Annotated in this window: 19 protein-coding genes; 4 read left to right on the top strand and 15 right to left on the bottom strand. The window is 55.4% G+C overall.

Going from position 1 to position 24,522, the window contains the following annotated elements; translation table 11 throughout:
• The first annotated feature begins 4 nt into the window (after positions 1 to 4).
• The 3 genes from NOC_RS03620 to NOC_RS03610 are packed head-to-tail and all read left to right on the top strand — an operon-like array spanning position 5 to position 6,001.
• Positions 5 to 2,914: a DUF1156 domain-containing protein gene (locus NOC_RS03620; RefSeq protein WP_002813481.1), complete on the top strand. Its 2,910-nt coding sequence runs from the start codon at positions 5 to 7 to the stop codon at positions 2,912 to 2,914.
• Positions 2,880 to 5,774 carry an ATP-binding protein gene (locus NOC_RS03615; RefSeq protein WP_244860024.1) on the top strand — a complete coding sequence of 965 codons (2,895 nt, stop codon included), beginning with the start codon at positions 2,880 to 2,882 and terminating at the stop codon, positions 5,772 to 5,774. The genes NOC_RS03620 and NOC_RS03615 overlap by 35 nt, the downstream gene beginning before the upstream one ends.
• Entirely contained in the window at positions 5,771 to 6,001 is a 231-nt protein-coding gene (locus NOC_RS03610; protein WP_036497970.1) for a hypothetical protein, read from the top strand. The genes NOC_RS03615 and NOC_RS03610 overlap by 4 nt, the downstream gene beginning before the upstream one ends.
• Here NOC_RS03610 and NOC_RS03605 read toward each other — a convergent pair.
• Genes NOC_RS03605 through NOC_RS03585 form a run of 5 tightly spaced genes read right to left on the bottom strand, consistent with a single transcriptional unit; the run spans position 5,998 to position 10,717 of the window.
• Positions 5,998 to 7,563: a conjugal transfer protein TraG N-terminal domain-containing protein gene (locus tag NOC_RS03605; protein WP_002813290.1), complete on the bottom strand. Its 1,566-nt coding sequence runs from the start codon at positions 7,561 to 7,563 to the stop codon at positions 5,998 to 6,000. The two genes, NOC_RS03610 and NOC_RS03605, sit on opposite strands and share 4 nt — an antisense overlap.
• Positions 7,560 to 7,934: a hypothetical protein gene (locus NOC_RS03600; RefSeq protein ID WP_197538945.1), complete on the bottom strand. Its 375-nt coding sequence runs from the start codon at positions 7,932 to 7,934 to the stop codon at positions 7,560 to 7,562. The genes NOC_RS03605 and NOC_RS03600 overlap by 4 nt, the downstream gene beginning before the upstream one ends.
• The gene (locus tag NOC_RS03595) at positions 7,924 to 9,264 is read right to left on the bottom strand and encodes an integrating conjugative element protein (protein WP_011330420.1); all 1,341 of its coding nucleotides are present in this window, start codon (positions 9,262 to 9,264) and stop codon (positions 7,924 to 7,926) included. The genes NOC_RS03600 and NOC_RS03595 overlap by 11 nt, the downstream gene beginning before the upstream one ends.
• Positions 9,261 to 10,283, bottom strand: coding sequence for a TIGR03756 family integrating conjugative element protein (locus NOC_RS03590; protein WP_011330419.1), 1,023 nt, complete (start codon positions 10,281 to 10,283; stop codon positions 9,261 to 9,263). The genes NOC_RS03595 and NOC_RS03590 overlap by 4 nt, the downstream gene beginning before the upstream one ends.
• On the bottom strand, positions 10,280 to 10,717 hold the full coding sequence (locus NOC_RS03585; RefSeq protein ID WP_244860022.1) for a TIGR03757 family integrating conjugative element protein: 438 nt from the start codon (positions 10,715 to 10,717) through the stop codon (positions 10,280 to 10,282). The genes NOC_RS03590 and NOC_RS03585 overlap by 4 nt, the downstream gene beginning before the upstream one ends.
• Positions 10,718 to 10,880: 163 nt before the next feature.
• Here NOC_RS03585 and NOC_RS03580 point away from each other — a divergent pair, with 163 nt between their 5' ends.
• Positions 10,881 to 11,672, top strand: coding sequence for a nuclease-related domain-containing protein (locus NOC_RS03580; protein WP_172633711.1), 792 nt, complete (start codon positions 10,881 to 10,883; stop codon positions 11,670 to 11,672).
• Positions 11,673 to 11,688: 16 nt separating this feature from the next.
• On the opposite strand, the gene NOC_RS03575 is transcribed toward NOC_RS03580, so the two are convergent.
• The 10 genes from NOC_RS03575 to NOC_RS03530 form a co-directional block, all read right to left on the bottom strand.
• Positions 11,689 to 14,415, bottom strand: coding sequence for a conjugative transfer ATPase (locus NOC_RS03575; protein ID WP_011330418.1), 2,727 nt, complete (start codon positions 14,413 to 14,415; stop codon positions 11,689 to 11,691).
• Positions 14,416 to 14,422: 7 nt separating this feature from the next.
• Positions 14,423 to 14,818 (bottom strand): TIGR03751 family conjugal transfer lipoprotein, encoded by a 396-nt coding sequence (locus NOC_RS03570; protein WP_081430941.1) that lies wholly within the window; start codon positions 14,816 to 14,818, stop codon positions 14,423 to 14,425.
• 7 nt (positions 14,819 to 14,825) lie between these two features.
• Positions 14,826 to 16,247 carry a TIGR03752 family integrating conjugative element protein gene (locus NOC_RS03565; RefSeq protein WP_002814174.1) on the bottom strand — a complete coding sequence of 474 codons (1,422 nt, stop codon included), beginning with the start codon at positions 16,245 to 16,247 and terminating at the stop codon, positions 14,826 to 14,828.
• A gap of 19 nt (positions 16,248 to 16,266) precedes the next feature.
• Positions 16,267 to 17,091, bottom strand: coding sequence for a TIGR03749 family integrating conjugative element protein (locus NOC_RS03560; RefSeq protein ID WP_002813318.1), 825 nt, complete (start codon positions 17,089 to 17,091; stop codon positions 16,267 to 16,269).
• Complete coding sequence (locus tag NOC_RS03555; RefSeq protein WP_002813822.1) at positions 17,088 to 17,765, bottom strand: PFL_4703 family integrating conjugative element protein; 678 nt, start codon at positions 17,763 to 17,765, stop codon at positions 17,088 to 17,090. The genes NOC_RS03560 and NOC_RS03555 overlap by 4 nt, the downstream gene beginning before the upstream one ends.
• Positions 17,737 to 18,117 (bottom strand): TIGR03750 family conjugal transfer protein, encoded by a 381-nt coding sequence (locus NOC_RS03550; protein ID WP_002812231.1) that lies wholly within the window; start codon positions 18,115 to 18,117, stop codon positions 17,737 to 17,739. The genes NOC_RS03555 and NOC_RS03550 overlap by 29 nt, the downstream gene beginning before the upstream one ends.
• 38 nt (positions 18,118 to 18,155) lie before the next feature.
• The gene (locus NOC_RS03545; protein ID WP_011330416.1) at positions 18,156 to 18,533 is read right to left on the bottom strand and encodes a TIGR03745 family integrating conjugative element membrane protein; all 378 of its coding nucleotides are present in this window, start codon (positions 18,531 to 18,533) and stop codon (positions 18,156 to 18,158) included.
• Positions 18,534 to 18,633: 100 nt separating this feature from the next.
• Positions 18,634 to 18,864, bottom strand: coding sequence for a TIGR03758 family integrating conjugative element protein (locus tag NOC_RS03540; protein ID WP_011330415.1), 231 nt, complete (start codon positions 18,862 to 18,864; stop codon positions 18,634 to 18,636).
• Positions 18,865 to 18,873: 9 nt separating this feature from the next.
• Entirely contained in the window at positions 18,874 to 19,176 is a 303-nt protein-coding gene (locus tag NOC_RS03535) for an RAQPRD family integrative conjugative element protein (RefSeq protein WP_002812402.1), read from the bottom strand.
• A 296-nt stretch (positions 19,177 to 19,472) separates the two neighbouring features.
• A complete protein-coding gene (locus NOC_RS03530) occupies positions 19,473 to 24,341 on the bottom strand; it encodes an ATP-binding protein (protein WP_011330414.1) in 4,869 nt (1,622 codons plus the stop codon).
• Positions 24,342 to 24,522 lie beyond the last annotated feature (181 nt).

Genomic DNA, 24,522 nt, shown 5'->3' with positions numbered 1-24,522 from the left:
ATCAATGGCCGAAATAAAAACACCCAAAAAACTGATTGAAGTCGCGCTACCGCTGGATGACATCAACACAGCGGCAGCGCGAGAAAAGTCAATTCGGCATGGTCATCCCTCAACCTTACATCTGTGGTGGGCGCGCCGACCTTTGGCAGCAGCAAGGGCCGTGTTGTTTGCGCAAATGGTCAACGATCCCGGATACCAGCAAGGAGAAGGATTCAAGTATGGGGTTAACAAGAAAGAGGCCGAGATCAAACGCGAGAAACTCTTTCAGATAATCCGTGATTTGGTGAAGTGGGAAAACACCAATAATGAGGAGGTGCTGAATCGCGCACGTGAAGCGATCTGGGAAAGCTGGCGCGAAACTTGTCATCTAAACCGCAATCATCCCCAAGCAGCAGAACTTTTCAATCCGGATAAACTCCCGGCCTTTCATGATCCATTTGCGGGCGGAGGGGCGATCCCACTGGAGGCGCAGCGACTGGGATTAGAAAGTTATGCCAGTGACTTGAATCCAGTGGCGGTGATGATCAACAAAGCCATGATCGAGATCCCTCCGAAGTTTGCCGGGCAACGACCAGTAGGTCCTCTGCCCCAAGGCGAGAAGCAAGGCAAGTTGATGGATGACTGGTCTGGCGCAAGAGGCCTGGCCGAGGATGTGCGTCGTTACGGCCACTGGATGCGGGAGGAAGCATTCGAGCGTATCGGTAATCTCTACCCTAGGATCAAGATCACGCAGGAGATGGTCGCAGAACGACCCGACCTGAAACCATACCAGGGACAGGAACTGACTGTTATCGCCTGGCTCTGGGCCAGAACCGTGAAAAGCCCCAATCCGGCTTTCAGCCATGCCGATATCCCGCTAGCGTCTAGCTTTCTACTTTCCACCAAGAAGGGAAAAGAGTCTTATGTTAATCCGTTAGTCGAAGGACATAACTATCAATTCGAAGTGTGTATGGGAGTTCCGCCAGCAGAAGCAAGGAACGGAACTAAACTGGGTCGTGGGGCCAACTTTACCTGCCTACTATCAGATACACCTATTGACCCGAAATACATTTATGCACAGGCACAATCCGGAAATCTGGGTCAGCGACTAATGGCGGTTGTAGCTGAGGGGAAAAGTGGGCGTATCTATCTTACGCCCACCGCAGAAATGGAGCAGGCCGCAAGTGCTGCATCACCGGACTGGAAGCCAGATGCATTAATGCCAGAAAACCCTCGTTGGTTTTCACCACCGATGTACGGTATGAAATCCTATGGCGATCTTTTCACTCCCCGCCAACTTGTCGCTCTAAATACATTCTCTGATCTAGTTCAGGAAGCCTGCTACAAAGCCATCGCTGATGCCAAAGCAGCGGGAATGACCGACGATGGAATCGGTATTGATGATGGAGGCAGAGGTGCGACTGCTTATGGCGATGCTTTGGCGGTTTATTTGACCTTCGCGATAAATAAATTGGCAGACAGAGGCTCAACCATTTGCACATGGGATTCATCGAGAAGTAGCACTCGAAACACATTTGGCCGCCAAGCTATACCAATGACATGGGATTTTGCAGAACCAAATCCACTCTCAGACTCCACTGGAAACTTTATGGGAGGAATTGGATGGGCAAATGACGTGCTTAGCCGAATGATTCCATCTAGTGGTGGAATAGCAGTTCAACAAGACGCAGCAACCCAAAACATTAGTGCTGAAAAGGTCATTTCAACTGACCCGCCTTACTATGACAATATTGGTTATGCCGACCTGTCTGATTTTTTTTACGTATGGATGAGGCGCTCATTAAAATCATTCTATCCAAGTTTGTTCGCTACTATGGCGGTTCCAAAGGCTGAGGAATTGGTCGCTATACCTTATCGTCATGGCACAAAAGAAAAAGCAGAGACCTTCTTTCTAGATGGTATGACACAAGCCATTCATAATATGGCTGACAAAGGGCATCCTGCTTTCCCTGTATCTATTTACTACGCGTTCAAACAATCAGAAACCAAAGAAGGGGCCACATCTAATACAGGCTGGGAAACATTTTTAGAGGCTGTGATTAGAGCAGGCTTTTCTATCGATGGTACTTGGCCAATGAGAACTGAAATGTCCAATCGTATGATTGGCTCTGGTACTAATGCTTTGGCTTCCTCTGTTGTTCTGGTATGCAAAAAACGTGAAATCGAAGCCGAATCTATTTCACGACGCGACTTCCAACGTGAACTGCGTGAACAGATGCCCGACGCACTAGAAGCCATGATCGGCGGAGAAACGGGCACTACACCCATCGCTCCCGTGGATTTAGCCCAGGCCGCGATTGGCCCGGGGATGGCCATCTTCTCCAAGTACGAGGCCGTACTGAATCAGGATGGTTCACGTATGAGCGTGCATGATGCGCTAATCCTGATCAACCGCGCCATCACGGAATACCTCAGCCCGGAATCCGGCAGTTTCGATGCCGACACCCAGTTCTGCTCCAGTTGGTTTGATCAGTACGGATGGAGTACTGGTCCCTTTGGTGAAGCGAACGTGCTAGCGCAAGCAAAGGGCACGACGGTAGATGGCGTAAATACAGCCGGGGTCGTCGAATCCGGCGGCGGCAAGGTTCGCCTATTGAAATGGGCGGAGTACGAAGCCGATTGGGATCCCATTAAAGACAACCGCACACCTATCTGGGAAGCCTGCCACCAAATGATTCGCAGTCTCAACAACCAGGGTGAATCGGCCGCTGGCGAACTACTGGCCAAGATGCCGGAGAAAGGAGAACCCATTCGTCAGCTCGCCTATCACCTGTACACCCTGTGCGAACGCAAGAAGTGGGCCGAAGATGCCCGCGCCTACAACGAATTGATCGGTTCCTGGCATGCCATTGTCACCGCCTCCCACGAGGTTGGCCACAGTGGCTCGCAAGCCGAACTCGGACTGGATTTTTGAGGACTACACCATGAGTTTGAAACCCTGGCGAGAAATTGCCACTCCGCACAAGGATGTTCTGGAAGGCACCTTCAAACAGTCCGAGTTTGCGGCTGACATCACCCAGGTAGCCAATGGCACAGCCACTGCAGAGTATCAGGATGCGGAGATGTTCTTCTCCCGCACTTATATCACCGAGGGCATGCGCCTCTTACTCATCTCTGTCGCGCAACGGTTGGCTGGGCTCGGTGGCGACCCGGTCATTCAATTGCAGACCGCTTTCGGTGGCGGCAAGACCCACACGCTGTTGGCCGTGTTTCACCTGGCTTCGCGCAAGGTGGGCACCGACAAACTCACGGGTATTCCTCCGGTATTAGATGAGGCAGGGATTCAGAGCCTTCCCTCGGCCAGAGTGGCGGTGATTGACGGCATCAAATTGTCGCCTAGCCAGCCCAGGAAGTACGGGAGCATAACTGCCAACACGTTGTGGGGCGAGCTGGCCTGGCAACTTCTGGGGGATGAGGGTTATCAGATGGTCGCCGACAGCGACGCTGACGGCACCTCTCCCGGAAAAGAGGTTCTCACTGAACTGATCAGCAAGGCAGCCCCTTGTGTGATTCTGGTGGATGAGCTGGTGGCGTTTATTCGACAACTGGAGCTTGGCAAGCAATATAAGGCTGGCACATTCGATAGCAATGTCAGTTTTATTCAGGCGCTCACCGAAGCGCTGAAGGCAGTACCCAATGCCATTCTATTGGCATCGCTGCCCGAATCAGAACTGGAAGTTGGAGGCACGCAAGGGCAGCGCGCCCTTAACTCGCTGGAGAAGTACTTCGCACGAGTTGAGTCCGTCTGGAAGCCGGTAGGCACCGAGGAAGCGTTCGAGATTGTGCGTCGCAGATTATTTGAGAACCCGGGTGAACGCGCCGAGGTGGAGGGTATCAGCCGTCAGTTCTCTGACTTTTATCGTCAGAACGCCGAAAAGTTTCCGGTCGAAACCCAATCCAACGAATATTTCGAGCGTCTTTGCCGGTCTTACCCGATCCACCCGGAAATTTTCGACCGCTTGTACGAGGACTGGTCCACGCTTGAAAAATTTCAGCGCACCCGTGGCGTTCTTCAATATATGGCCATTGTTATCCACCGCCTGTGGAACTCGGATAACAAAGATGCGCTGATCATGCCGGGTTCATTACCGTTAGAAGATGGTAACGTGCGCAACAAGAGCATTCACTACCTGCCTCAGGGGTGGGAACCCGTGATTGAACGAGAAGTGGACGGTACCCGCTCGGCCCCCTATGACATCGATGGCCACCACACCCTGTTCGGCAGCGTGCAAGCCGCGCGCCGCACCGCCCGGACCATTTTTCTCGGCAGCGCACCATCAACCACTGAGCAGATGATTCGCGGTGTTCAGGTCGAACGCATCCTGCTGGGCGCGGCACAACCCGGTCAAACGCTCGGTGTATTTGAAGACGTGCTCAAGCGCTTACGTGATCGACTGCATTATCTCTATTCCGACAAAGACCGATTCTGGTTAGATACCAAACCCAACCTGCGCCGAGAAATGGAGAGCCGCAAGCAGAACATCAACGAACGAGATGAACTCCTGCCATTGTTAAAAACCCGAGTAACCCAGGTATTCGGCAGAAATCACCAGTTTGGTGGCGTGCACGTCTTTACACCTTCCGTCGATGTCCCGGACGACTATGGTACGGGCCCTCGACTGGTCGTGTTGCCGACAAACACAGCCTACAGTCGCAGTGAGACCAACCAGGCATTTTCTGCCGCAGAAGAGATTTTGCGCAACCGCGGCGACCAACCACGGCAAAAACAAAATCGCCTGATCTTCCTGGCTCCCGACTACGATGTGGTTGGCCGACTCAAAGAGCAGGCCCGCATTTTCCTGGCGTGGCAATCCATTGCCACAGATATCGAAAATGGCCACTTGAATCAGGATTTGTCTCATTTGAACCAGGCCAAGCGTAATCGTGATGGCGCAGATCAGTCGCTTGCCCAACTGGTGCGCGAAACTTACAAATGGTTAATCGCCCCAGTTGAAGAATTCGTAAAGGGTAAGCCAACTCTCAATTGGGAGGTGGTTCCCGTCTCACCCGCAGCGCCCAACTTGATTCAGGCGATCGAGGATAAATTGCGCGAAGAGGAGTGGATGATTTACGAGTGGTCTCCTATTCATCTTCGCAATGTACTTAAACAGTGGTACCTGAAAGAAGGCGTAAACGACGTCAGTGCGTTGAAGGTCTGGCAGGACTGCTGTCACTACCTGTACCTGCCTCGGCTTGTTAACGACAGTGTTTTCCGCAATGCCATCACCCAGGGGATCGAGGTTGAAGATTACTTCGCCTTCGCCTCTGGCAAGGAAGGCGACCGTTATCTCGGCTTCACATTCGGGCGTAATTCTATTGCCACGGTGGATGAATCCTCTCTCCTGATAGATCGCGAGGCAGCAGTTGCTTACCGCGAAAATACACAGCAGCCCACTCCACCAACGGCGGAGCCCGGGACTGCAGGCGGCGAACCTGGAGGCACTACAATACCGGTTGGTGGCGCGAGCGGCACGGGGACACCAACCCCAACATCCGGCGGGTTAGGAGGCGCTGCCACAACAACACCAGCAGCAACCAAGAAGCAGTTCTACGGCACTATTTCACTCGACCCGGTCAAAGCCAAAATGGACTTTGCCACCATAATGGATGAAGTCGTACAGCAGTTCACTGCCAAGCTCGGCGTGAATGTCAGGATATCCGTGGAGATTGAGGCCAATAGCCAGGATGGATTCAATGAGTCCATGCAGCGAACAGTCAAAGAGAATTGTAATGTCTTGAAATTTAGCTCAGCAGAATTTGAGGAAGAGTCGTGAAAACCGTAAAAGAAAGGCCTCGTTTGCAAAAGATATTCCTAGCCGTCTTCGCTATTTTTGCAGCGGCCGGCCACTTATTGCGCAGTATGCTTGGTATGCTGGCTGAAAGCGCTGAGACCAAGTCTGATGATGCAGTCTCAAGTGCTGTTCGAGGCGGAGCCCTGAATTACAAAACAGGGAAACTCGACGACGGCACTGATGCTACCGGCTGGTACGAAAAGGACTAACGTTTCTTACCTTTGGTCAGCACCATCTTGCCGATACTTCCTCCCTGATTGCCAGCATCCTGCGCTGGCGCCTTGATCGGGTTCGCTGCCGAATCAATCGACCTACCGACTTTCACCCCCGCCCACGCCATCATCCCACTCCACAGCAACGGCAGCCCCAGATAGAGGCTGGTGGTAATCATATTCAGCAACATGCGCTTGGCGTCGTGTTCGCCAGGGTTGGCGAAGATCTGCAGGAAAACGTTAACGTCGGGATACATGGACAGAATCAGGTTCTGATCCACCCACATGGCCAGGTACCAGAGCACTGTCCAGAACTTGATGGTGAAAATCGCCATACCGCCCACTACCATCATGGCTATGGAGTAGCGGGACAAAACCACCACCAATGGGAGCAGTGCATAGATACCCAGCAGCATAATGGCCTGCACCATGGGCAGTGATTGTAAGACGGCCGTCATGGTTACGGAAAACAGGGCTGATGCGGTGATCACACCACCGGTGGCGAGACCACCTTTGATGATAGATCCGGCGGTGTTGACCAACCCTGCTCCGGATGCGTTGTTGGCGATTAACTCATTGTTCGACCAGGAGGGCGGCGCGTTGGTCAGTACGGTTTTGGCGACGGCGTCGTTTTGCTGTTCGCTGGCCAGAGCGGGCGCGATGGCGACTACCAGTCCGGAGAAGCCGGCAGAGGTGGCATCTGCCTCATTGATCAGCTTCTCACGCAAGCCGATTGCCCCATCTTCCCACCACTGTTTGCAGTAGGGTTTTCCCCAGGCCGGTGGTGATGTGGCGTCATACTCGGTATCTCTGGCCGCAATGTATGCCCAGCCAGTGATTGGGCTGGCAGGGCGCAGGGTGTCGTAATAGCCCGAGGTGTCCCGATAGACGTGGGACCCCATCCAATCCGGGTCATCGACACCGTACGTGGCGAGAATGCCGTTGATGGCCGCTATGTTTGGTCGTTCAGCCTGGTATTTGGAACGCGCCGGAATGTAGCACTGGCTGAAGAACTCGCTCACTTCCTGCCTGAGGCGTGGATCAGCAATGGTGGCTAAATGCGCCTGCTGCTCGAACGTCCGCATATCCGCCACGGTCGGCAGGCCTTCGACGATAGCGTGGTTCAAACCCGAACTCAGTGCGATGACACCGTACCACCAGACGGGAACATTGACGGTTGCGGCGGTACCGGTGAAGCCCGTTGTGCCATAGGTACTCTGGGGCGCAGCCACCGTCGCTGCAGCCGGCGTTGGATCCAATAGCGTTGGTGGCGGGGAATAGGACAAGGTACCGGCATTGAGTGGCGTGAGGGCAGCGGGTTGCCCGGCCAGGACCACCACCAGTAACGCGATAAACAGTTCGATCTCCATGCGCCGCAGCGAGAGGCCGCTGGCATGACCGACCTCACCGCCCTGCGCTGGTTCGCGCCAGTTATCGATCAGAATCCCCAGGAACGGCAAATAGACGATGCCGGTACTGACCAACACATCCCAGAGAATGCCGTAGAAGGTCCAGCCGAAAAGGGAAGTAAAGAGTTCCAGATAGCTGTCGACGCTCATGGCACGGCTCCAACTGCCAGGCTCACTGTCTTAACCAGCACCCCCTGCCCTAACACCAGTTCCAATAACACCAGCCAGGTGACAGCGCGCCAACGCATCTCTGTTAGTGATGCAACTTTGTCGTGGCTGATCACGCCTATACTCACCAACCGGGCGATCAAGTATTTCCAGCTGAGTGCGACAAGGGTGATCGATGTCCAGCGAATACACATCAAAGTCATCCGCCAGACATCGAGACTGTGCCGGACGGATTGCACGGATTCAGTCTGCAGCCGGTGCATGAGTAGAAAACCGACCAGCCCTGTCAACAGGGCGGCCAAGGTAGTCAACAACAGAAAGCCTTTTCGCTTAGCCCGGAGGTTATTGAACACGCCCACCTCGCAAAGGGTTGGGATCGAGGGTCGGCACTTCCGGCACGGTAAGGGAACTCTGTCGTCTGGCCGCTGCTCGTTCGAGTAATGTGGTAACCGTGTCAGATACCACTTCTTTGCGCACACGGGTTTCAAACAGCAGGTTTTCGATTTCTTTATCGAGCTCGGCAATCGAGGTGTCGGCGTGCTCGCGGGCGACTTCGGTGGCGTAGACCTCGGGTACTTGTCGTCCTGAAAGTAGCAGTCTTCGGGCAAATAGCGCCTTCTCTACCGTGCGCGCGGTACTGATTTCAGACACCAGGCGGCCCATGATCAGGCTCTGTTCCGATGCAGGCATCTCGCGAATCGCTTCGACCACTTGTCGGGTGATGGCCACGCCGGGCGCTGTGATCTGGTCGAGGTTAGTCAGGGTAAGTGGTGTCGCACCGCTGACCAAATTCTGGATGTCGGTGGTGACTGTCGCGGACTCCTGGTAGAGCTTGGGTAACAGCCCCGTACCGGGAATGCTGTCCTTACGGCAGGTATCGCAGGTGGTGACGATGTTCTCGCCCACCACATCCACCGTCCAGTCACGCGCATCGACCGGGTATGGCCAGATCTCGGATAAACGTGTCGACGACGCTGCCGGTACCGGGCTTGCATCAGTGACGGCACGATTCATATTGATGTTGTAACCGGCTTCGACGATATCGCCAGTGAACTCCAGCACCGGTTGCCCGCTGCCACCGGCCTGCCCGCCGATCCAGGGCACACCGTTATCGCCATTGGACGACTCCACGGTGGTTTTAGCGGTGACGGCGTCGTTGCCACCGACACCCATCTGCACCTTCCAGTCATTGCCCTTGGACAAGGTGATCAGATCCGCGTACGGGTTCTTGCCCTGGGCGATTTCCGCCTCCATCAGTTCGCAGGATTTGGTGGCCAGTTGCATGGTTTCTTCAGCTTTGATCAGAGCATTTTGAAAGAGGTCGTACAGGCCGGGATTGGCCCGTTGCAGGATCAGAGCAGGCAAGGCTGCTATGGCGCTGGTGGCGGCTGCCGTCATCGCGTTCATCATGTTGTCGACACCGGCACCAATGTCGTTCAAGGTATTGGTAACCGCCGCCACCGGATCGAACTTGCCGCAACTGTATCCAAGCCCCAATTGGGCGGATCCACCCAGGGTGACGGAGACTACCGACGGATTGGCGGGCACAGAGACGGGTTCCGCTCCACCGATTTCGTAGTACCACAAACCGTCTTCGGTAGGACCTTGAGCAGCGTTTACACCGTGACTGACGGATAAGACCGATGACAGCAGCAGCACATGAAATACGTATCGTTTGATCATGGTGGGTAATTGATCCAGTCGACGTTGAACAGAAAGATGCCGCGATCCTGGCAGCAGCTATAGGGGCGCCACAGGTTCCAGACGTAATCGCCTTGGGCATCGACACGACCACTACCCCAGCCACTGAGACTGGCCAGATCGTTGGTACCGAACACCTTGCAGGTAGCTTCCGACTTGGGCAGCAACATCTGCCACTCACCGGTAGCGGGATCGTCTTCGACCAGCGGGCCTGGCGGCCAGACTCGTTGGCCGGAACTGGAGCCACCGGTTATCGGCACGTAGATATGGGGTTGGCCGGTGCGGGTCGCGATGTCGCCCGCCCGTTGCGCATTGATGGCCGCCGCCTTCGGCTCTTCGGACTGGGTAGTCCAGCCGGTGCGGGGATAGACGCCACCCCAGGTCTGCAGTGGCCAGGTGCCGATTTCCCGCAGGCCGGGTATCAGGCTGGCGGGATAGAACATCTCCGGGATTTCCATCCGCCAGGAGAGCGCATCCAGGCCAGAGAGAAAATACGGGAAGAATGACGTGGTTTGTGAATTGCAAAGATAACCCGTACTGGCAACGATGTTCGACAGGGAGCTGACCGGGTGGCCGATCACATCCGTTTCCCGGAAAACCAGATTGCGGTGATCCTTGTTACCCTGCCCGCCTTCCGTTCTGTTGCCGGCACTGTCAATGGGTACGGGTAACAAGCTTCCCAACAGCCCGTTAGCCGCTGATTGTTGCGCCACACCCAGAGTACTGCGAATCTCGACCCAGGGATTACCACCGAGTTCGTTATAGCTGCTTACCACAGCGTCCGGCTGATAGTGGCCAACTTTGAGAGAGGTTTCGACGCTGCAGCCGAACAAAGAGCAACGCAGCCAGAAGCAGATACCTACCGGCATCCAGCGCATACAGCTCAGTGCCGCGCTCGTCGTTTGTGCGATGACTTGTGGCGTGGTGATTGTGCCCGTGTTGCCAATCAGCGGCATCCACAGCAGCAGGATCAATGCACCGTAACGCAAACATTTTTTCACTGCCGCGCCCCCCTTGTCTGCCATCGCTGATAGAGCTGGGTTGCGGCACTGACATCGGTCACGCCATAAACCACCGCGTTTCCATTGATCACAATGGCCGGGTATCGATTGATGCCGTACTGCATCGCCTGCACCAGTCCCTTGGCAGCGTTCTCGAGTTCACTGCTGAGCTGAGCATCCATTCGTTGAAATCGCGCCAGGACCAACTGTTTGGCATTTTCCGGGTCACTGGGCAAGTCCTCGGAGAGAACTTGCAGCAGCTGGTTAATGCGGTCCATCACATAGACGGTTGTATTGTCGGAAGCACTGACAACCTGGAACGTCGAATCGGTAAATACCTCAATCGCAGGTGCTGCCTCGCCGGCTATGGCCGGAGCACTTAGCGTGCTCGTTAGAACCATCAAGATAATGAAATAGGCCTTTGCGACATTCACTGACGATCATCCAGAACCAAATAATGTTGATGAGATAACGATCCTGCTCGATTCGGGATTCTGGCAAAACGGTTTATTCAGACAGGGTTGGTCGATGTTTCTGGTCGAGCGATGCGGAGATTTCTATAATGGGGCAAATTGACTACGTCGAATGCATCCGCAAATGGACTTCAGCCCCATCATCCAACAAGTCTTTAACGCGCTGTGGTACCTCATACCTCTGGCGATACTTGCTGGTATTTTCAAATCGCCCTGGTTCAAAGGAATTGCTGGTGAGTTTCTGGTGAATACGGCCGCACGGCTGTTTCTTCCGAAGGACGAATACCACCTGATCAAGAATGTGACATTACCAACCGACGATGGCACCACACAGATCGACCACATCATTGTGTCGCGCTATGGCGTGTTCGTGATTGAAACCAAAAACATGAAAGGCTGGATCTTTGGCTCAGCCAACCAGAGAACCTGGACCCAAAAAATCTACAAGCACACCAACAAGTTTCAGAACCCACTGCACCAGAACTACAAGCACGTCAAAACCCTTGAAGTCCTGCTGGATATTCCGGCTTCAGCAATTCACTCGTTGGTGGTGTTTGTCGGAGATTCCACGTTCAAGACCGACATACCCGACAACGTGACCTATGCCGGGGGTTACATTCGTCATATCAAGTCCAGGCGTGAAGTGGTGCTCAGCCAGGCCGATGTGGAGGCCGTGACTGCACAAATCGAGCAACTGAGATTGCAGCGAGGGCTGACTACCAACCGGCAACACGTTCGCCATCTGCGCCAGAAGAATGCCCCTTCACCACCAACAACACCACCAACGACACCGCAGTGCCCGAAGTGCGGCGGCGCTATGGTGTTAAGAACGGCCAGAAAAGGCAAAAGCGTCGGAAGTGCGTTTTGGGGATGCGCAACCTTTCCGGCCTGTCGCGGGGTCATGAAGCAACCCTGAGCAGTCAGCATTCTCGCTACGCGCGAGTCTGTTCGATACGCTGGGCGATTTCATAAACGGCCTCCAGCTCCGAGCAGTTTTTCTCACGCATAATGGCAGCCCGCTCTGCTTTCTCGTGCTTTTCGGTCATCGCCAGGGCGAGTGACAAAGCTGGTGGAACATTGCGAAACAGGGCTTCGACTTTGTCGGCCAGCACAACACCCTCCACGTATTTTCCCGGCTCCTTGCGGGCAGACAGCAGCAGGTTACGTTGTTCGTCATTCAGGTCCTTGAAGCGGGCGATTTGTTCCACCTCCTCTTTCGGCATGACCAGGCACAGCCACCACTCCATCATGTTGAGCATCTTGCGGCTGGCGTCCGGGAAATCTTCAAGATTCTGGGTGGCGATCCAAAACCAGGCACCGAGCTTGCGCCACATCTTGGTGATCTTGACCACGTAACGGGCCAGCAAGGGATTGGTGGTAATAATGTGGCCTTCGTCCGTGACCACCAGTGTGGGCCGATCGTCGTGCTGGTGGCGTTCCACCAGGTCGTTGATGTGACTCATCATCGACAGGTAGGCGACAGTGAGCTGATCCTCGTAGCCCTCTCTTGCCAGCATGCCCATTTCGAGGATAGTGACATCGACCGCAGGCCAGGACTGTCCCGGTCGGTTGAAGAAGTGGCCAGCCAGGCCCGAGCAGAACAGCGCCATACCATCGCCCATCTCGAGTGCACGATTACGCCGGTGTTCGGGTAACTCCGCGTTGGTGGCGATGGTCTGAAAGGCGTTGACCACATCCTGGGTAATTACCTGGGTTCGGCTGGTCTCTTTCACGGTTTTTGCGGCAAGGAATATGGCATTGCGGATCAGCAGTCGATCGGCCCGGGTCAATCGCGCGTCTTCGCGTTCATCACCACCGGTAATCATGATGCGTGCAGCAATCTCCATCTCACCGAGAATATCGCGACCGCCCCCTTCCTCCTCGATCTCATCATCTTCGTCTAACGTCTCCTCCATTGTGGATTCATCGACACTAAGCGGATTAAACGCATGGCGCCGATCCAGCAGTCGAAGCGCATCGGTAAAGGGCGGCAGGCTGACATCGACATTGGGGTTCAGGGTTATCTGGTTTACTGACAGACCGTGGTGCGCAAAATGCTGTCCCAACAGCGAAAACGAAGCACCGGCCTCGATGATAAAAATACGTGGCCGGTGCCGTGCCATCATCTGCTGCAGCAGATACACCAGTAGCGCCGACTTCCCCGCACCCGTCGGCCCCAGGATCAGCATGTGGGCATTTTTCTTACGGTCATCCCGATGCAGCGGGTCGAAGACCAAAGGTTCGGCACCTCGGTTGTAGAATACCAGGCCCGGATGACCGGTCCCACGGGAACGACCGTAGAACGGCAGTAAATTGGCAATGTGGCGAGAGAAGATCAGCCGCGAGCGACGACGGGATTTGTCCAGGTCTGCGTCATAGGCCATGGGCAAGTTGCGGATATAGCTGTCGAGCGACAGTAGGTCCGCTTCCTGGGCAATGGGCTGCAGGCCATTGGGTAAGAGCAGCGCATGGAGTCGATTCAAATTGTTACGCAGCGACTTTTGATTATCGCCCCGCACATAGAAGGCCATGCTCACGGGATACAGCTTGTTGCCCTGTGCCATCTCCCGCTCCACGTGTTCCGCATCTTCCCGAGTAATCGACGCTTCAGCGGAATCACCCACCGATGCGCGTTTGATCTGGGCGATGTGATTACGGGTGGTGTCCTGCGGCTTGAGAGTGAGTGTGATCGCCATGATAGTGTGCTCGGGCAGACGATCAAATAGCGAAAACACCTGATCCCCGGCCTGGCGCTCCGCCGTGAAGTGCCCAATGTCCGGTGCCCGCCGTAAGCTTTGGATGGTCACTACAGTGTGCGGCATATTATCGAAAACCCAACTCGCTGTTGCCTCGTCGGAGCGTGGCATCGAGAGGGTCAGTTGCTCAGCAAAGTCATGGCCGAACGGTAAGTTTTCATCGCCCGGATATGGCGCCAGCTGCAGAAGTGCTTCCGGATTACCGTCTGCTAACGGTGGATTGGGATTGAACCAGCTCAGCAACCACTGATAAAACGCCTGACCATTGGCACGCTGGACCTTTATCCCGGCAGAGGCCAATGAGGCGATCCATTTGGTCGCCACATCGTTGATCGCCTCCTCCACCTCTATAGCGGCTGGGGATTTGCCATTACTTATCAAACGACGGTAGAGCACTACACGGATCCGACGTTGCTGCCCCTGCCAACGCGAACCGGTGACGGTGGTATCGTCAAACAACCCACCCGGTCGAGAAATCGCCTGCAAGTGTTGCGACATCACCGACTGGTAATGCTGGGAATAATCCGATGCACGAACCGTCGGCGACGGATAACTGGCCAGCAACGCATTCAATTGGGTTAGCTTGGGCTCATCTTGCACATAGATCTGTAACACCCAGGGCGCATCATCGCGCTCGGGAATGGCCTCGTTGATAGCGATTTGAATAGCATCGCGCAACTGTGTCATAAACGCTGGCGTGCGCGCTTCGCAACCGACCGGCAGCACCTCGAACAAGGCTCCCAGACTGACGCCGTCCTCCAACAGAAAGGTTTTGCTCTCGGGGAGGTATTCCATCCAGGGCAACAGGTCGGTAAACGACGGAGGGCGATGATAGTGCTGTTTTATCGAATCGGAAGTTAAGGGCGAAGCGTCCGAAGTATCGGGGAATTTTGAATTCGTCATGAGTGTCCTACTGCTCGTCGGGCGAAGGTACGATCGGTGCCGGCACCTCACCGGGCACTTCCCCCGGCACTTCTCCCGGTAAGGCGTACTCCACCCTCTCGTAAAAGGGAAAGGTGGTGACATAGCCCGGTACCGGCGTGCGTTCACTGCCCGATAGATGAGGAAAGATATACATCACCAGGGTGGGATTTGGCAGGCGGGGAAATACCGTGTCGATTTCATTAGCGGCCTCTCGCACAAAGCCCCGGTAGTGGTCGATACCGGATTGCGGTAACGGCTGACCACCGATAGTTCGACGATGGCCAGACTGCTGAACATCAACCATGTGCTGGTCGTAGATGGACTTCATGGTGGGACCGTCCTGCGGCAACACCGACTCCTTGGTGCTGGCGCAGCCGACCATCAGCACACTAGTCCAGACCAGAACCAGTGGTAATCGTTGCGTGTTCAAAAAGATTCGTTTCATGATGGAGTTTCCTGCCGTTGGAATGGAAATCAATGGGGAGTTCATGATCGACATGGATCGCCAGCTCGATACCCGCGGGCACAAATACCGCATCGAAGCTCTGAGCCTGACGCTCCCGCAACCACTGAGCGACTTCGTCGCTGCCCCCGCCTAATGTTTTACCCAAGACGTATTTGCCCGTCTCACCCGAGACCACGCTGGTGGCGGTACCCGAGTCGCTGATCAGGGTTGTGGTTTCGGACTGCGCCGCAGCTTCACCGGCAGCCTGGAGCGCCATCACTCCAATGCGCTGTGCCAGGAACGCCGGTGCGTTGGTCTTGCGCTCACCCGTGATACAGGGAATACCCCGCGCATCGGAAATCCAACCCAGGGGTCTATCGCTGTTTCCACTGGAACCACCCAACTGATTCTCGTCACTGGACAAGGTCTGGATGGTGCCGTCCTCGAAAACAAAGGTCACCGATTCCAATTTCCCGGTCACGCAGGAGAGCGTCCAATCACCGATCGCCGTGCCACTCCAGATCATGCCTTCGACGCCTGGGATGCGCAGACCATTGGCGGCGAGGTTTTCCTTGCCGGTAATCACCTTGAACGGCATGGGGTCGCGGACCTGCCCCTGGATAGGCACCCTGCCCACCAATGCGGTCATGCCAGTGGATCCAATCAGCGTGGCATTGCGCGGCACGGTGTAGACCGGCAGTGCGGTATTGAGGGCATCGGAACCTTTCGCCACAAGCGATTGCACTTCCGGACGAGTGCCATCTAACGCATTACGACTGGTGCGACTGAAGCGGTTGAGCAACGTCTCCTTATCACCGTCAGGCGATGGTGTGAACTCCAGGGGATTGACCCACACCAGTGATTCCGATTCCGCGGCCGATGTTCCAATGCCATCCAGACCGAGTCCGATCGGAATATCAGAACCCGTAGAAGACGGCCGTGTAGATGAAGTTCCAAACCGGTTAGTCAGCGAATCCACCCTCGCCGTCAGCGCAGCGATGGCTGACGTGGTTTCGGTGGGGGCTGCGTCCATGCGCTTTGTCTCCAATGCTGTCTGCACTCTCGACAGCACGTTGTTTTCTATCTGCTTTCTGTCTTTGATCAGATCGCGATTCTCCTGTTTGAGCGCGGTGTTATCCCGACGCAGGGCATTGAGTTCCGAGGTCATGGCGCTGACATTCGCCGTCAGGGTCTTGATGGTGTCTGCGGGTGTATCGGCATCCGGTTTCGGCGCTTGTGGCACGGCTTCCAAAAGCTGAGGTTGCTCCTCATTCGGGGAGCAGGACTTCACTGCAACTAGCACTGCCATCAGCACAACGGAGCCGGCAAGAAGAGGTAACAAACGATTACTGGTGACCATCGACATGGTTGATTCTTATCCTCTCTCAAAGCGCCACATCGAAGGGCCGATCTGATACCAGATAGACGGCCGTGGTATCGGCCGCATTGCCGGCTGGTAACAGGCGATTGTGCTGAAACGTCGCAGCCAGCCATGACCCGCGCAGTTCGCGCGGATCCAGCACAAGCGGTCTTTGAGTGCGATTGGTGAGTTTTACGGCAGTAACGTACTTCAGCCCCACCTTCCACGCGGCGACCGGCACGGCTTCAACCTTTGCGCCATGCACCAGATCGACCGGCTCGGCATTTACCGGCATGGCAACCACACCCGACTGATGCGGGATCAGTCGCGTTGGCGCGTAGAGTTGTTGAGCGGCATAACGGGTTAACGTGGCATAACCCAAAGACAGTGATCGATTGTCAGATGTCGACTCAGCGGCACCGGCGTCTTGCGGTGACTCCAGCAGTATCCGCACATCAGGCAATGAGCGACTGTCTGATCCGCTTGGTGACGCTGAAATATCGAGGACGTAAATCGGGCCATCGGTTTCCGAGCGCACCATGACACGGGTGGTCTCAAAGGGTTGTCTGGCCAACAGGTATAAGGTGCCATTGATGCTTTGGCTGCGCAGAAACGGTGTCAGTGACTGCGGCAAACCGATGCTCACCGAATCCGGAAAATGCACAAGGCGCTCTTCACTGACGACCAGTGGGATGGCAATAGGCGCTTTGTTCCAGACAATTCTTTCAGGACTGTTCGATGCCGCGTCATCGACTTGCGCAAAGGAGACCAAGGGAAAACATAACCCGAGAAAACAGGACCAGAGCAGGGCAATCCATTTCACTGGAACGTAGTAATCAGTGACATTCATTTGGAGGGCTCCTTACCGGTGTTGCTGCCGGTTGCACTGGGTTCAGACAGTTCGGCATCGGTTAATCGACGCGGACCGTCACTTGCGTACCCATCAAGCGCCAGACCCCAGGGATTGGTTTCTGGATCGATGGCTTGGCGCACTACGCGAACCGGGTATCGAATCGTCGTCTGCTTTACGGTCATGCCTTTCACCGACTCCAGCAAATCCAGGTCCAGCCACACGATCCAGGCGTCGGAGGACAACACGTCAACGCGGCGTTCTTCGTAGCCATGCCCCGGCACTTCATGAACACCGCGCACCCGATAAGCCAGCTCACCACGTCTGGCCTTCAACTCCATATCCTCGATCAGATCATTGCGGTAGCGAGGCGTCAGATAGGGTGAGATCCGAAAAATCGCATTGCCGTAATCTGTCGCGCCGTTCTCGGGCCAGCGATTGAGCTGCTGAAAAATGTAGAACGCGAAGGCATAGACGTTCGCTGGAGGTACTTCCTCTGCGGCCAACACAGCGCCCGAGCGCAAATCAGGTGGTACATAAACTCGCAGCTGCTTGGGTGCCTGGCTCCAGCCGATCCAGAGCGCGAGAATGATCAGTCCTTGCAAGCCGATCACGACCCACAGGGAGCGCAAATGTGACCGCACGTTATCGATTTCGAGTCGGTAGCGGCGCATAGTGCGTTCTCCCAATGTCCCAGGACCCGCTACGTAATACCCAGGGCGTGCGATACAGCCCCATCGTTTGCAAACGAATACGTAGCCATTGTTGGTAATAGCCCTCAGGCCGCCCGCGTTTGATACGCTGAAACAACGTCGCCATAACCACGACGGTGGCCACCACACCGACACCGGCGATACCAAAGCCCATAGTGATTGCCCCCAGCAACCAGGCCAGTAAGAGACTGAGGGGCAGCCATACCACGATGGCAAACCCCACAATCATGCCGAGCTCAGAGGATGAGCAGCCTTTAAAGATGGCGGGCTCGGCATTGAGCCGATCCGCCAGAGTTTCATGGTCGTTGGACATTCGCGTCTCCTATTGCAAGCAGCTGTTGACGTCGGGAGTTAAATAACGCCAGCCGCTTCTGTGAGCAGATAGCTGGCGAAGATCAGCACAATCGCGCCGACGATCCCCAGGACACCGACTTCAGCCCACTCCGCCTTGCCTTGGCGAGCTTCATTGAATTTCGCGAAGCCCAGGTACGCGATCCAGAGAAATCCCAGAACTGCAATGGCCAGTCCGAGTACCAAACCACCATCTTTGATATAGCCCTGAATCAGGCCTATCCAGTCACCGGCCGGCGGAGCGGTGCTCGGCGCGACCGGCGTCGGCAACGCCGCCCAGAGCGGCAGTGGGAAAAGCACCGCGGCCGCCGCCAATAGCGACTTGCGATTGGCAGACGATTTTTTGTTGGTGCCGATTTTTGTATTTGATGTACCCATAACAAATGTCCTCTTCTGTAACGCTGATAAAAAGGGGGCCTATCCCCGCATCCCACTGCGATGCATCGCCGTTTGCCCTTACCGGACTTTCTCGATTGACTCACCGCAAATAGAAACCCAAAACCATCAAAACAATGCTTGCTCGCAGAGTGCTCCAGGTCAGATCGAAGACCGTGGCTTGCCCTTCCTGCCAGGCCCGAAAAACCCCTAACGCCACCCAGATAACCCAGACAAACGCCAACACCAGAACCATCGACGCGATCGACGTCAGCATGGTGGCTGGCGTAATACCGGAGCCGGCCTGGAATGCAGTTTGCTGTGCGGCGGTCATGCTCCAGACCTATCGACGGTAATCGCCGCGCAATGGCGGAAATGAGCGAGGCTGCGCGCGGGGGGAATCGATGTGTGACTGGATGCCGTCCTTGATCTGCTTCAGATCCTGACGCAGCCAGTCATAACGAAATCGGATACGGGAATCCCGATCAGCATTGACCTCAGCGCGATTGATTAGCGTCTCGAGGGCATTGAGCTCATGGATGATTTTCGCCAGCGCCTCACGCTCCGCGTCTGCATCAGCGAACGCCGCCGGCGCGACGCACAAGCCTAGAATCAGAAAAGTTGATGGCCAGAATTGGCGTTTCATGGCACTGCTGCTCCCGTGAGTTGTTACGGGGCATAGTGCGAGAATTAGTGGCGGTGGACGATGGGAAATCTATTCGGTAGGTGGGGTGGTTTGCTAGCCCGCACACACCGTCTGCCACGCTTTAAAAATGTGGACACTCGATTTTCACGCACGAAAGATCTGACTAGTGATCGTCAAACGTTATTCTGAACACTAACGGCCTTGTCTATTTATTACAGGTTACCGATCACTCTCACAACTTCGTCCGTCAGAACTAAACTCAGATCTGATAAAGCCAGTAATGCATGCTCATCGAGCTAAGAGAGCGCACTAATCTCGCGGAACGATTCACCAAGCTGCAGCGCGGCACTTCGCCGATCTCCCATGTCGACTAACATGTCAAGGATTCGCAGGAACTTCTGTGCCAGGGCCAGCGTCATCGGCGCGTCACGATGTGCAAAGTGTTGCACCAGCTCTGCAATGCGTGCTGGGATGAATGTTCCATGCCAACCTTTCAGGCTGTCGGGACCGTCGCCGATAATTGCGAGCACTTGCTCTGCGAAGGCTTCGGCCGGGTAGTTAGCTCTTGCTCGTTCACAGAGCGTCAAGAATGAGTCCATCACTGAAGCAGCCCATCCGCCAGCGCGAATAAATCGATCAATCAAGGGCAGGATGCGGTTGATTTCGGACCAGTCGCCATTCACGTAGCGAGCGGCCAAATCGGCGCGTTCGACTGAGACAAACATCAACGTACGAACAAGCTCGGGTTGATCGAAGCCTGAAAATTCTCCGCTCCGGTAGGTGTCACGCTTGAAGGTACGGTCCTGGAGGAGCCGCGCGAGACAGAGATCGAGTATCGCAACTGTATCGACTGGAGCGACCGGCGCATCGTACACGTAAGCGCAGACAAAGGTGCTCGTGAATGGCGAAAGAAGAGACCAGCAATTGTCGCCTTCGAGGTCCAAAATCGGATCAAGAAAGCGCGCCTGAAAGTCGGCAAGCGGCATAAGGCCAGCCATGTATCCCAGCCTTGATCCGAGCGTATGCGTCCACTCAAAGATTTGGGTCGCCGACCGATCGCGGCGTCCGGGCTTCACCCACGGTGGTGCATTCTTCTGGTTGGTCCAGTCGAGAACACTGGCAAGGAAGTCGAGAAGCACGCTCTTTGCACTGCTGTTTAGAACCTCGTCCAAGGGGATGCGCTGAAGGACTTCTGCAGCCTGCTTTGAGTGCCAGAAGACATCCGGTTCACCCCATACTTCAGCAGCGTCGGTTGCATCATCCAAGTCGTAATCTTCATATCTTTGATACCCACGCCGGCCCTTCTCAGGTTCGACCTTCACCCAGGCTGGAGGCGGTAAAGGGAGAGGCGCCCATTCGCTTCCGTGCTCATAGAACGCAAGCGCCGCGTTGACAGCGGCTTGTGCTTCATTTGATGTATGGAGTGCCTCACCGTGTTGACGGGGCTGGTCACGCGGCCGCGGAGGAACGTGGCAGAGTGAAAACGCCAATATCAGCGCGGCCCAAGTCAACTTCGAGTCATTAGGCCAAAGCTTGCAGGCCTCTTCGAGTGCGGTCAACGCAACAATTTCAAGTGGGTGCGCGATTAGCCCGAGGAGGTCATTGGCCGTGCTGCGCGCTGCTGTACCTTCCCGGAGATCCGCTGCGAGCCCCCGTGCCACATAGATCCCCTGGTGCCACGGGACGACGGAACCAGGGGACCACATCGATTCGAACTTTTCTGGCAGACGGATTGCGCGTCCTAGGACACCACGAGCCCACTCAAGGTCTTCGTGTGTACACCCTTCTCTAAAGTTAAGTGCTATGGCTGCTGTGGCGGCGACTGCACCTCGACGCATCCCCAACTGCTCTTCTTCATTCTCGCTGTTCGGGTGTTCGAATAAGTCGCTGGCGTCCGCTTCCTTGGACAATACGATGGCATCCTCGATCGTATAAGTGTCGTTCAATGTCGTCTCTTCGAATGATTTGGATGCCCATGTCCAGAGGCCGGTCTGCCTGAGGTACTTATTAGCCTCTTCGGCTCTGGCGATATTTTCAGGTTGAGCAGCAGATGGGCTGACGTGGACAATCGCTATTTGGTCCGAACCCTCTTCGGTGCGGTAGGCCTGATAGTTTTCCGGATCCGCCAACTCGGCATATTCGAGGGCCTGCTTTGTGAGGTACTCCCGTGCCTCCGGAATGTCGCGGTGTTCTTCGTACTGGAAGGGCAGATCGTTCTTGAAATTGAGGATCGCTTCGCGTGCTCGATCGCGGAATGGCTCCGTGGCAAAGACAAACCTGGGTACCATCCAACTAAGCTGTGTCTTACGGACAGTCCTAGCATTTGCCATCTGGATTGCCTCAATGTGGGGTTTGTCAGTACTACTCGTGAAACCGATCAGGTTCGTCGATGATGAAAGGTCTTGCGCCATTCGATTATGGTCAGCGGCCAACAGGCGCTGCGAGGTGAAGAGCGGCAATGTTGTTTCAGACACCCACTCGGTGTGGAGAGCGAGCATAGACGCCATTCCTAGGATGGCGATGCACTCGTTCCCCTCGACGATTTGCTGGATCAGCTCGTCAACAGTCCGGCTTTGCTCAAGCTCGGTGAAGCACCACTCCTCGAGCGCCATGAATGCGCAGCCGATGGCTTTAGGTGCCCACGTCGACCGAAACCAAAGATACTCTCGATCGGTGCCCCAGAAAATTTGGGTACCCCAGGGAAACGTAAGTTCGAGCGGTATAGGGGTGCCCCCACGGTCGTGTGAGTGATGATGTAGCTGTCGCCATGCGGTCATCGCATGATTACAGAGTTCTCGAAGGAGCCGCAGTGCATGGTCAGGAGATGATTGGAAAAGCGAGTGAAAGGGCTCTCGAAGTGGCGAAGGCGGCCAGAAGTTTCGGTGGTCGTCGTGGATCGAAAGCCTTTCCCAGTCGTGGTAGCTGAAATCGCCGACGGTTCGCAGATAGAATCCGCCCGAAAGTGCCATTTTTTCTTTACGCGTCTGTTCGGCTTCCGGCTTTGCTAAAACTGCTTTGCGCCACTCGGCCGTATCATGAAGTTCCTGTTTTTCTCGGGCGACTTGCTCATCCGGAAGCTCCCCAAGCAGGAACGCTAGCGAAAGCTCGACCACAGACTGAGGTAGCGATTGGGCAAGGACGGGTGAGTAGGCGATGATGTCATGAAATGCATCGTCTCGGATGCGCTCCGAGTTGGCGACCCGTCGCAAATAGTCGGCTGAAAGTGATGGCTCGGCTCTCGACGATCTTAAGAGGAGCTGGCCCAGCGATTTTCTGAGAGCACCCAAGCCGGGAACCGCCCCCCAATAAGCAGAGTTCTCATCAGGCTTATCGGCAGTACTGATCGCGTCGATGGCGGCCAGCCAGACAGCGCATTGTTGCAGAAGTGCATGAGACGTCGGGTTGCGGAGGTCGGCCAAGGCATTCTGCCAGACCTCGAAGATGGAGACGATCTCTGGATAAAGCCGCTGCGGAATATCTGCAATGCGCTGTAGTATAAAATTGATGAGGCGACGCCACGCGGAGAAGTCGGAAGGCCATCCGAGAAGATCAGCGAACCGTTGGCGTTGTTCCTGTGGGAGACCACCAGTAAGGATACTCTCATTCGGGGTGGTCTTCTCAGCCTGAAACCAGACGAGCGTCTTCCTGAAAAGTCGAAAGTCGTTGGCAATGACGGCCGTCGCGAATTGGTCTTCATCATCATCGAATCTCGCAGTCCCAAGAGGACCGACCAGCCACGCTCGCAGCCATTGTGACCTAAGATCCGAACTCTCCGTTTGGGCAAGGTGCGCTGGCCAGTTTGTTCCCTGCGCATATTCCCATTGCGAAGTCAGCTCGACGACGCGGGCTACTGCCGGTGGCTCGCCGCAGGCCTTGATAACCTCCACCCATTGGAGTCCGCGATCGGCTAGGACATGGAAGAAGGCCCATTCGAAGAAGATATCGTGTGCAAAGCGGACGGAAACCCCTTCACGGGCATTTTGGAGTATGCCGTCTGATCTTAGACCATCTATGTGTGCGACGGATGTTAGCTGGCTAAGGGCAATCGGCTGACTAAGCTGGCGGGCACGCACACTTGCCAAGTCGAGCAGTGCGCGCTGCCGTTCTAACGCGTTTTGACCCGTCTCATTGTAGCCACCCCTCCGCCACCAATTCTCAATCAAACCGACTTCAGATTGGGGGGCGAATGTCGAACTGCTGGAGTCGACCATGTAACTCTGGTTCAGCACTTTCGCGAAAAAGGGCCGTCGGACGATTTCTCGCACCTGAGCGGATCCAAACAGGAGCGATCTCAGGTGTGGCTTGGCCTTTGCGAGCGACTCAGCCTCATCGTCGCTCAGCTGACCAACGCTTAGCGTCTCGACATTAAGGGTATCGAGGAATTCACCCAACCAATTACGAAGCATTTCAATGCCGGTGTCACGAAGGGAAACGACTACGCGCCAGTTATCAAGCAGTGGTGATTCCACAATGGTGTGAATCACATCGACGATGATGGGCTGGTGTTCTTTGTCAATGCGATCGATCGCATCGACAAAGAGTACGGGGGTACCGGCAGCACCGATCTCTACGAGAAGTTGCTCTAGATGAGCACCCGATAAACCCTGTGAGTTCGCATAGCTGATCCAGCTGGTCCCTTCGAGCTGTTCGGCTTTGAGGAAGAGAGTCGGCCCGTGTTCTAACGCGCGCTGTACCGCTCGCCTCACCACGACTGATTTGCCACTTCCTGGCAGGCCGCGCACCTGGACGGCACGAGCTGTGGCGAGTTTTGCATCAATGCTCTCAAGGAGCGAGATGCGGTCGAGCTTTGTTCCCCCAATATCGTCCGGAATTAGGTTCGCATAGCTCTTCGCGAGCTCTGTCAACTTGTCCAGGTTGAGACGTAATGACGTCGCGCCGCGTAGGCGTGCGACAGGTGAAATCGAGCGAACAAGTCGTATGCGATCAAACTGACCAGCTTTTCCAGCTGATGAACGGGCTAGCTGAACTACTCGCGACCAGACAAGCGGTGCCTTGGCTGTGTCATCTGGCGCTAGGCAATCCCGAACACGATTAATGGCATCAGGGGGATCAGTGGCACCTTCGCGAAGGAAGTCGAACTGTATGAGCACGAAATGTGCAAGTAACTGATGCTCTTCTTCATTCGTGCACGGCGCCCCCTTCACCGCTTCCAGTAAAGTAACGACGTCGTTCTTGACCGTTTTGATTTCTGCACTGGCGCTGCCGCCCTTGGCAAATCGAGCGTGGAAATGGTCAGCCGTCAGGCTTTCGCGCGCCCAATCGCAAAGGGTCTTTAGTGCCCTTTCTTTGGCAGGGGTAACCGTACCAACTGCGGCGTAAGCTTCC

The organism is Nitrosococcus oceani ATCC 19707 (assembly GCF_000012805.1).
Taxonomy (GTDB): domain Bacteria; phylum Pseudomonadota; class Gammaproteobacteria; order Nitrosococcales; family Nitrosococcaceae; genus Nitrosococcus; species Nitrosococcus oceani.
The sequence above is the reverse complement of the archived record's forward strand: the minus strand, read 5'-3'. Positions and strand labels throughout refer to the sequence as shown.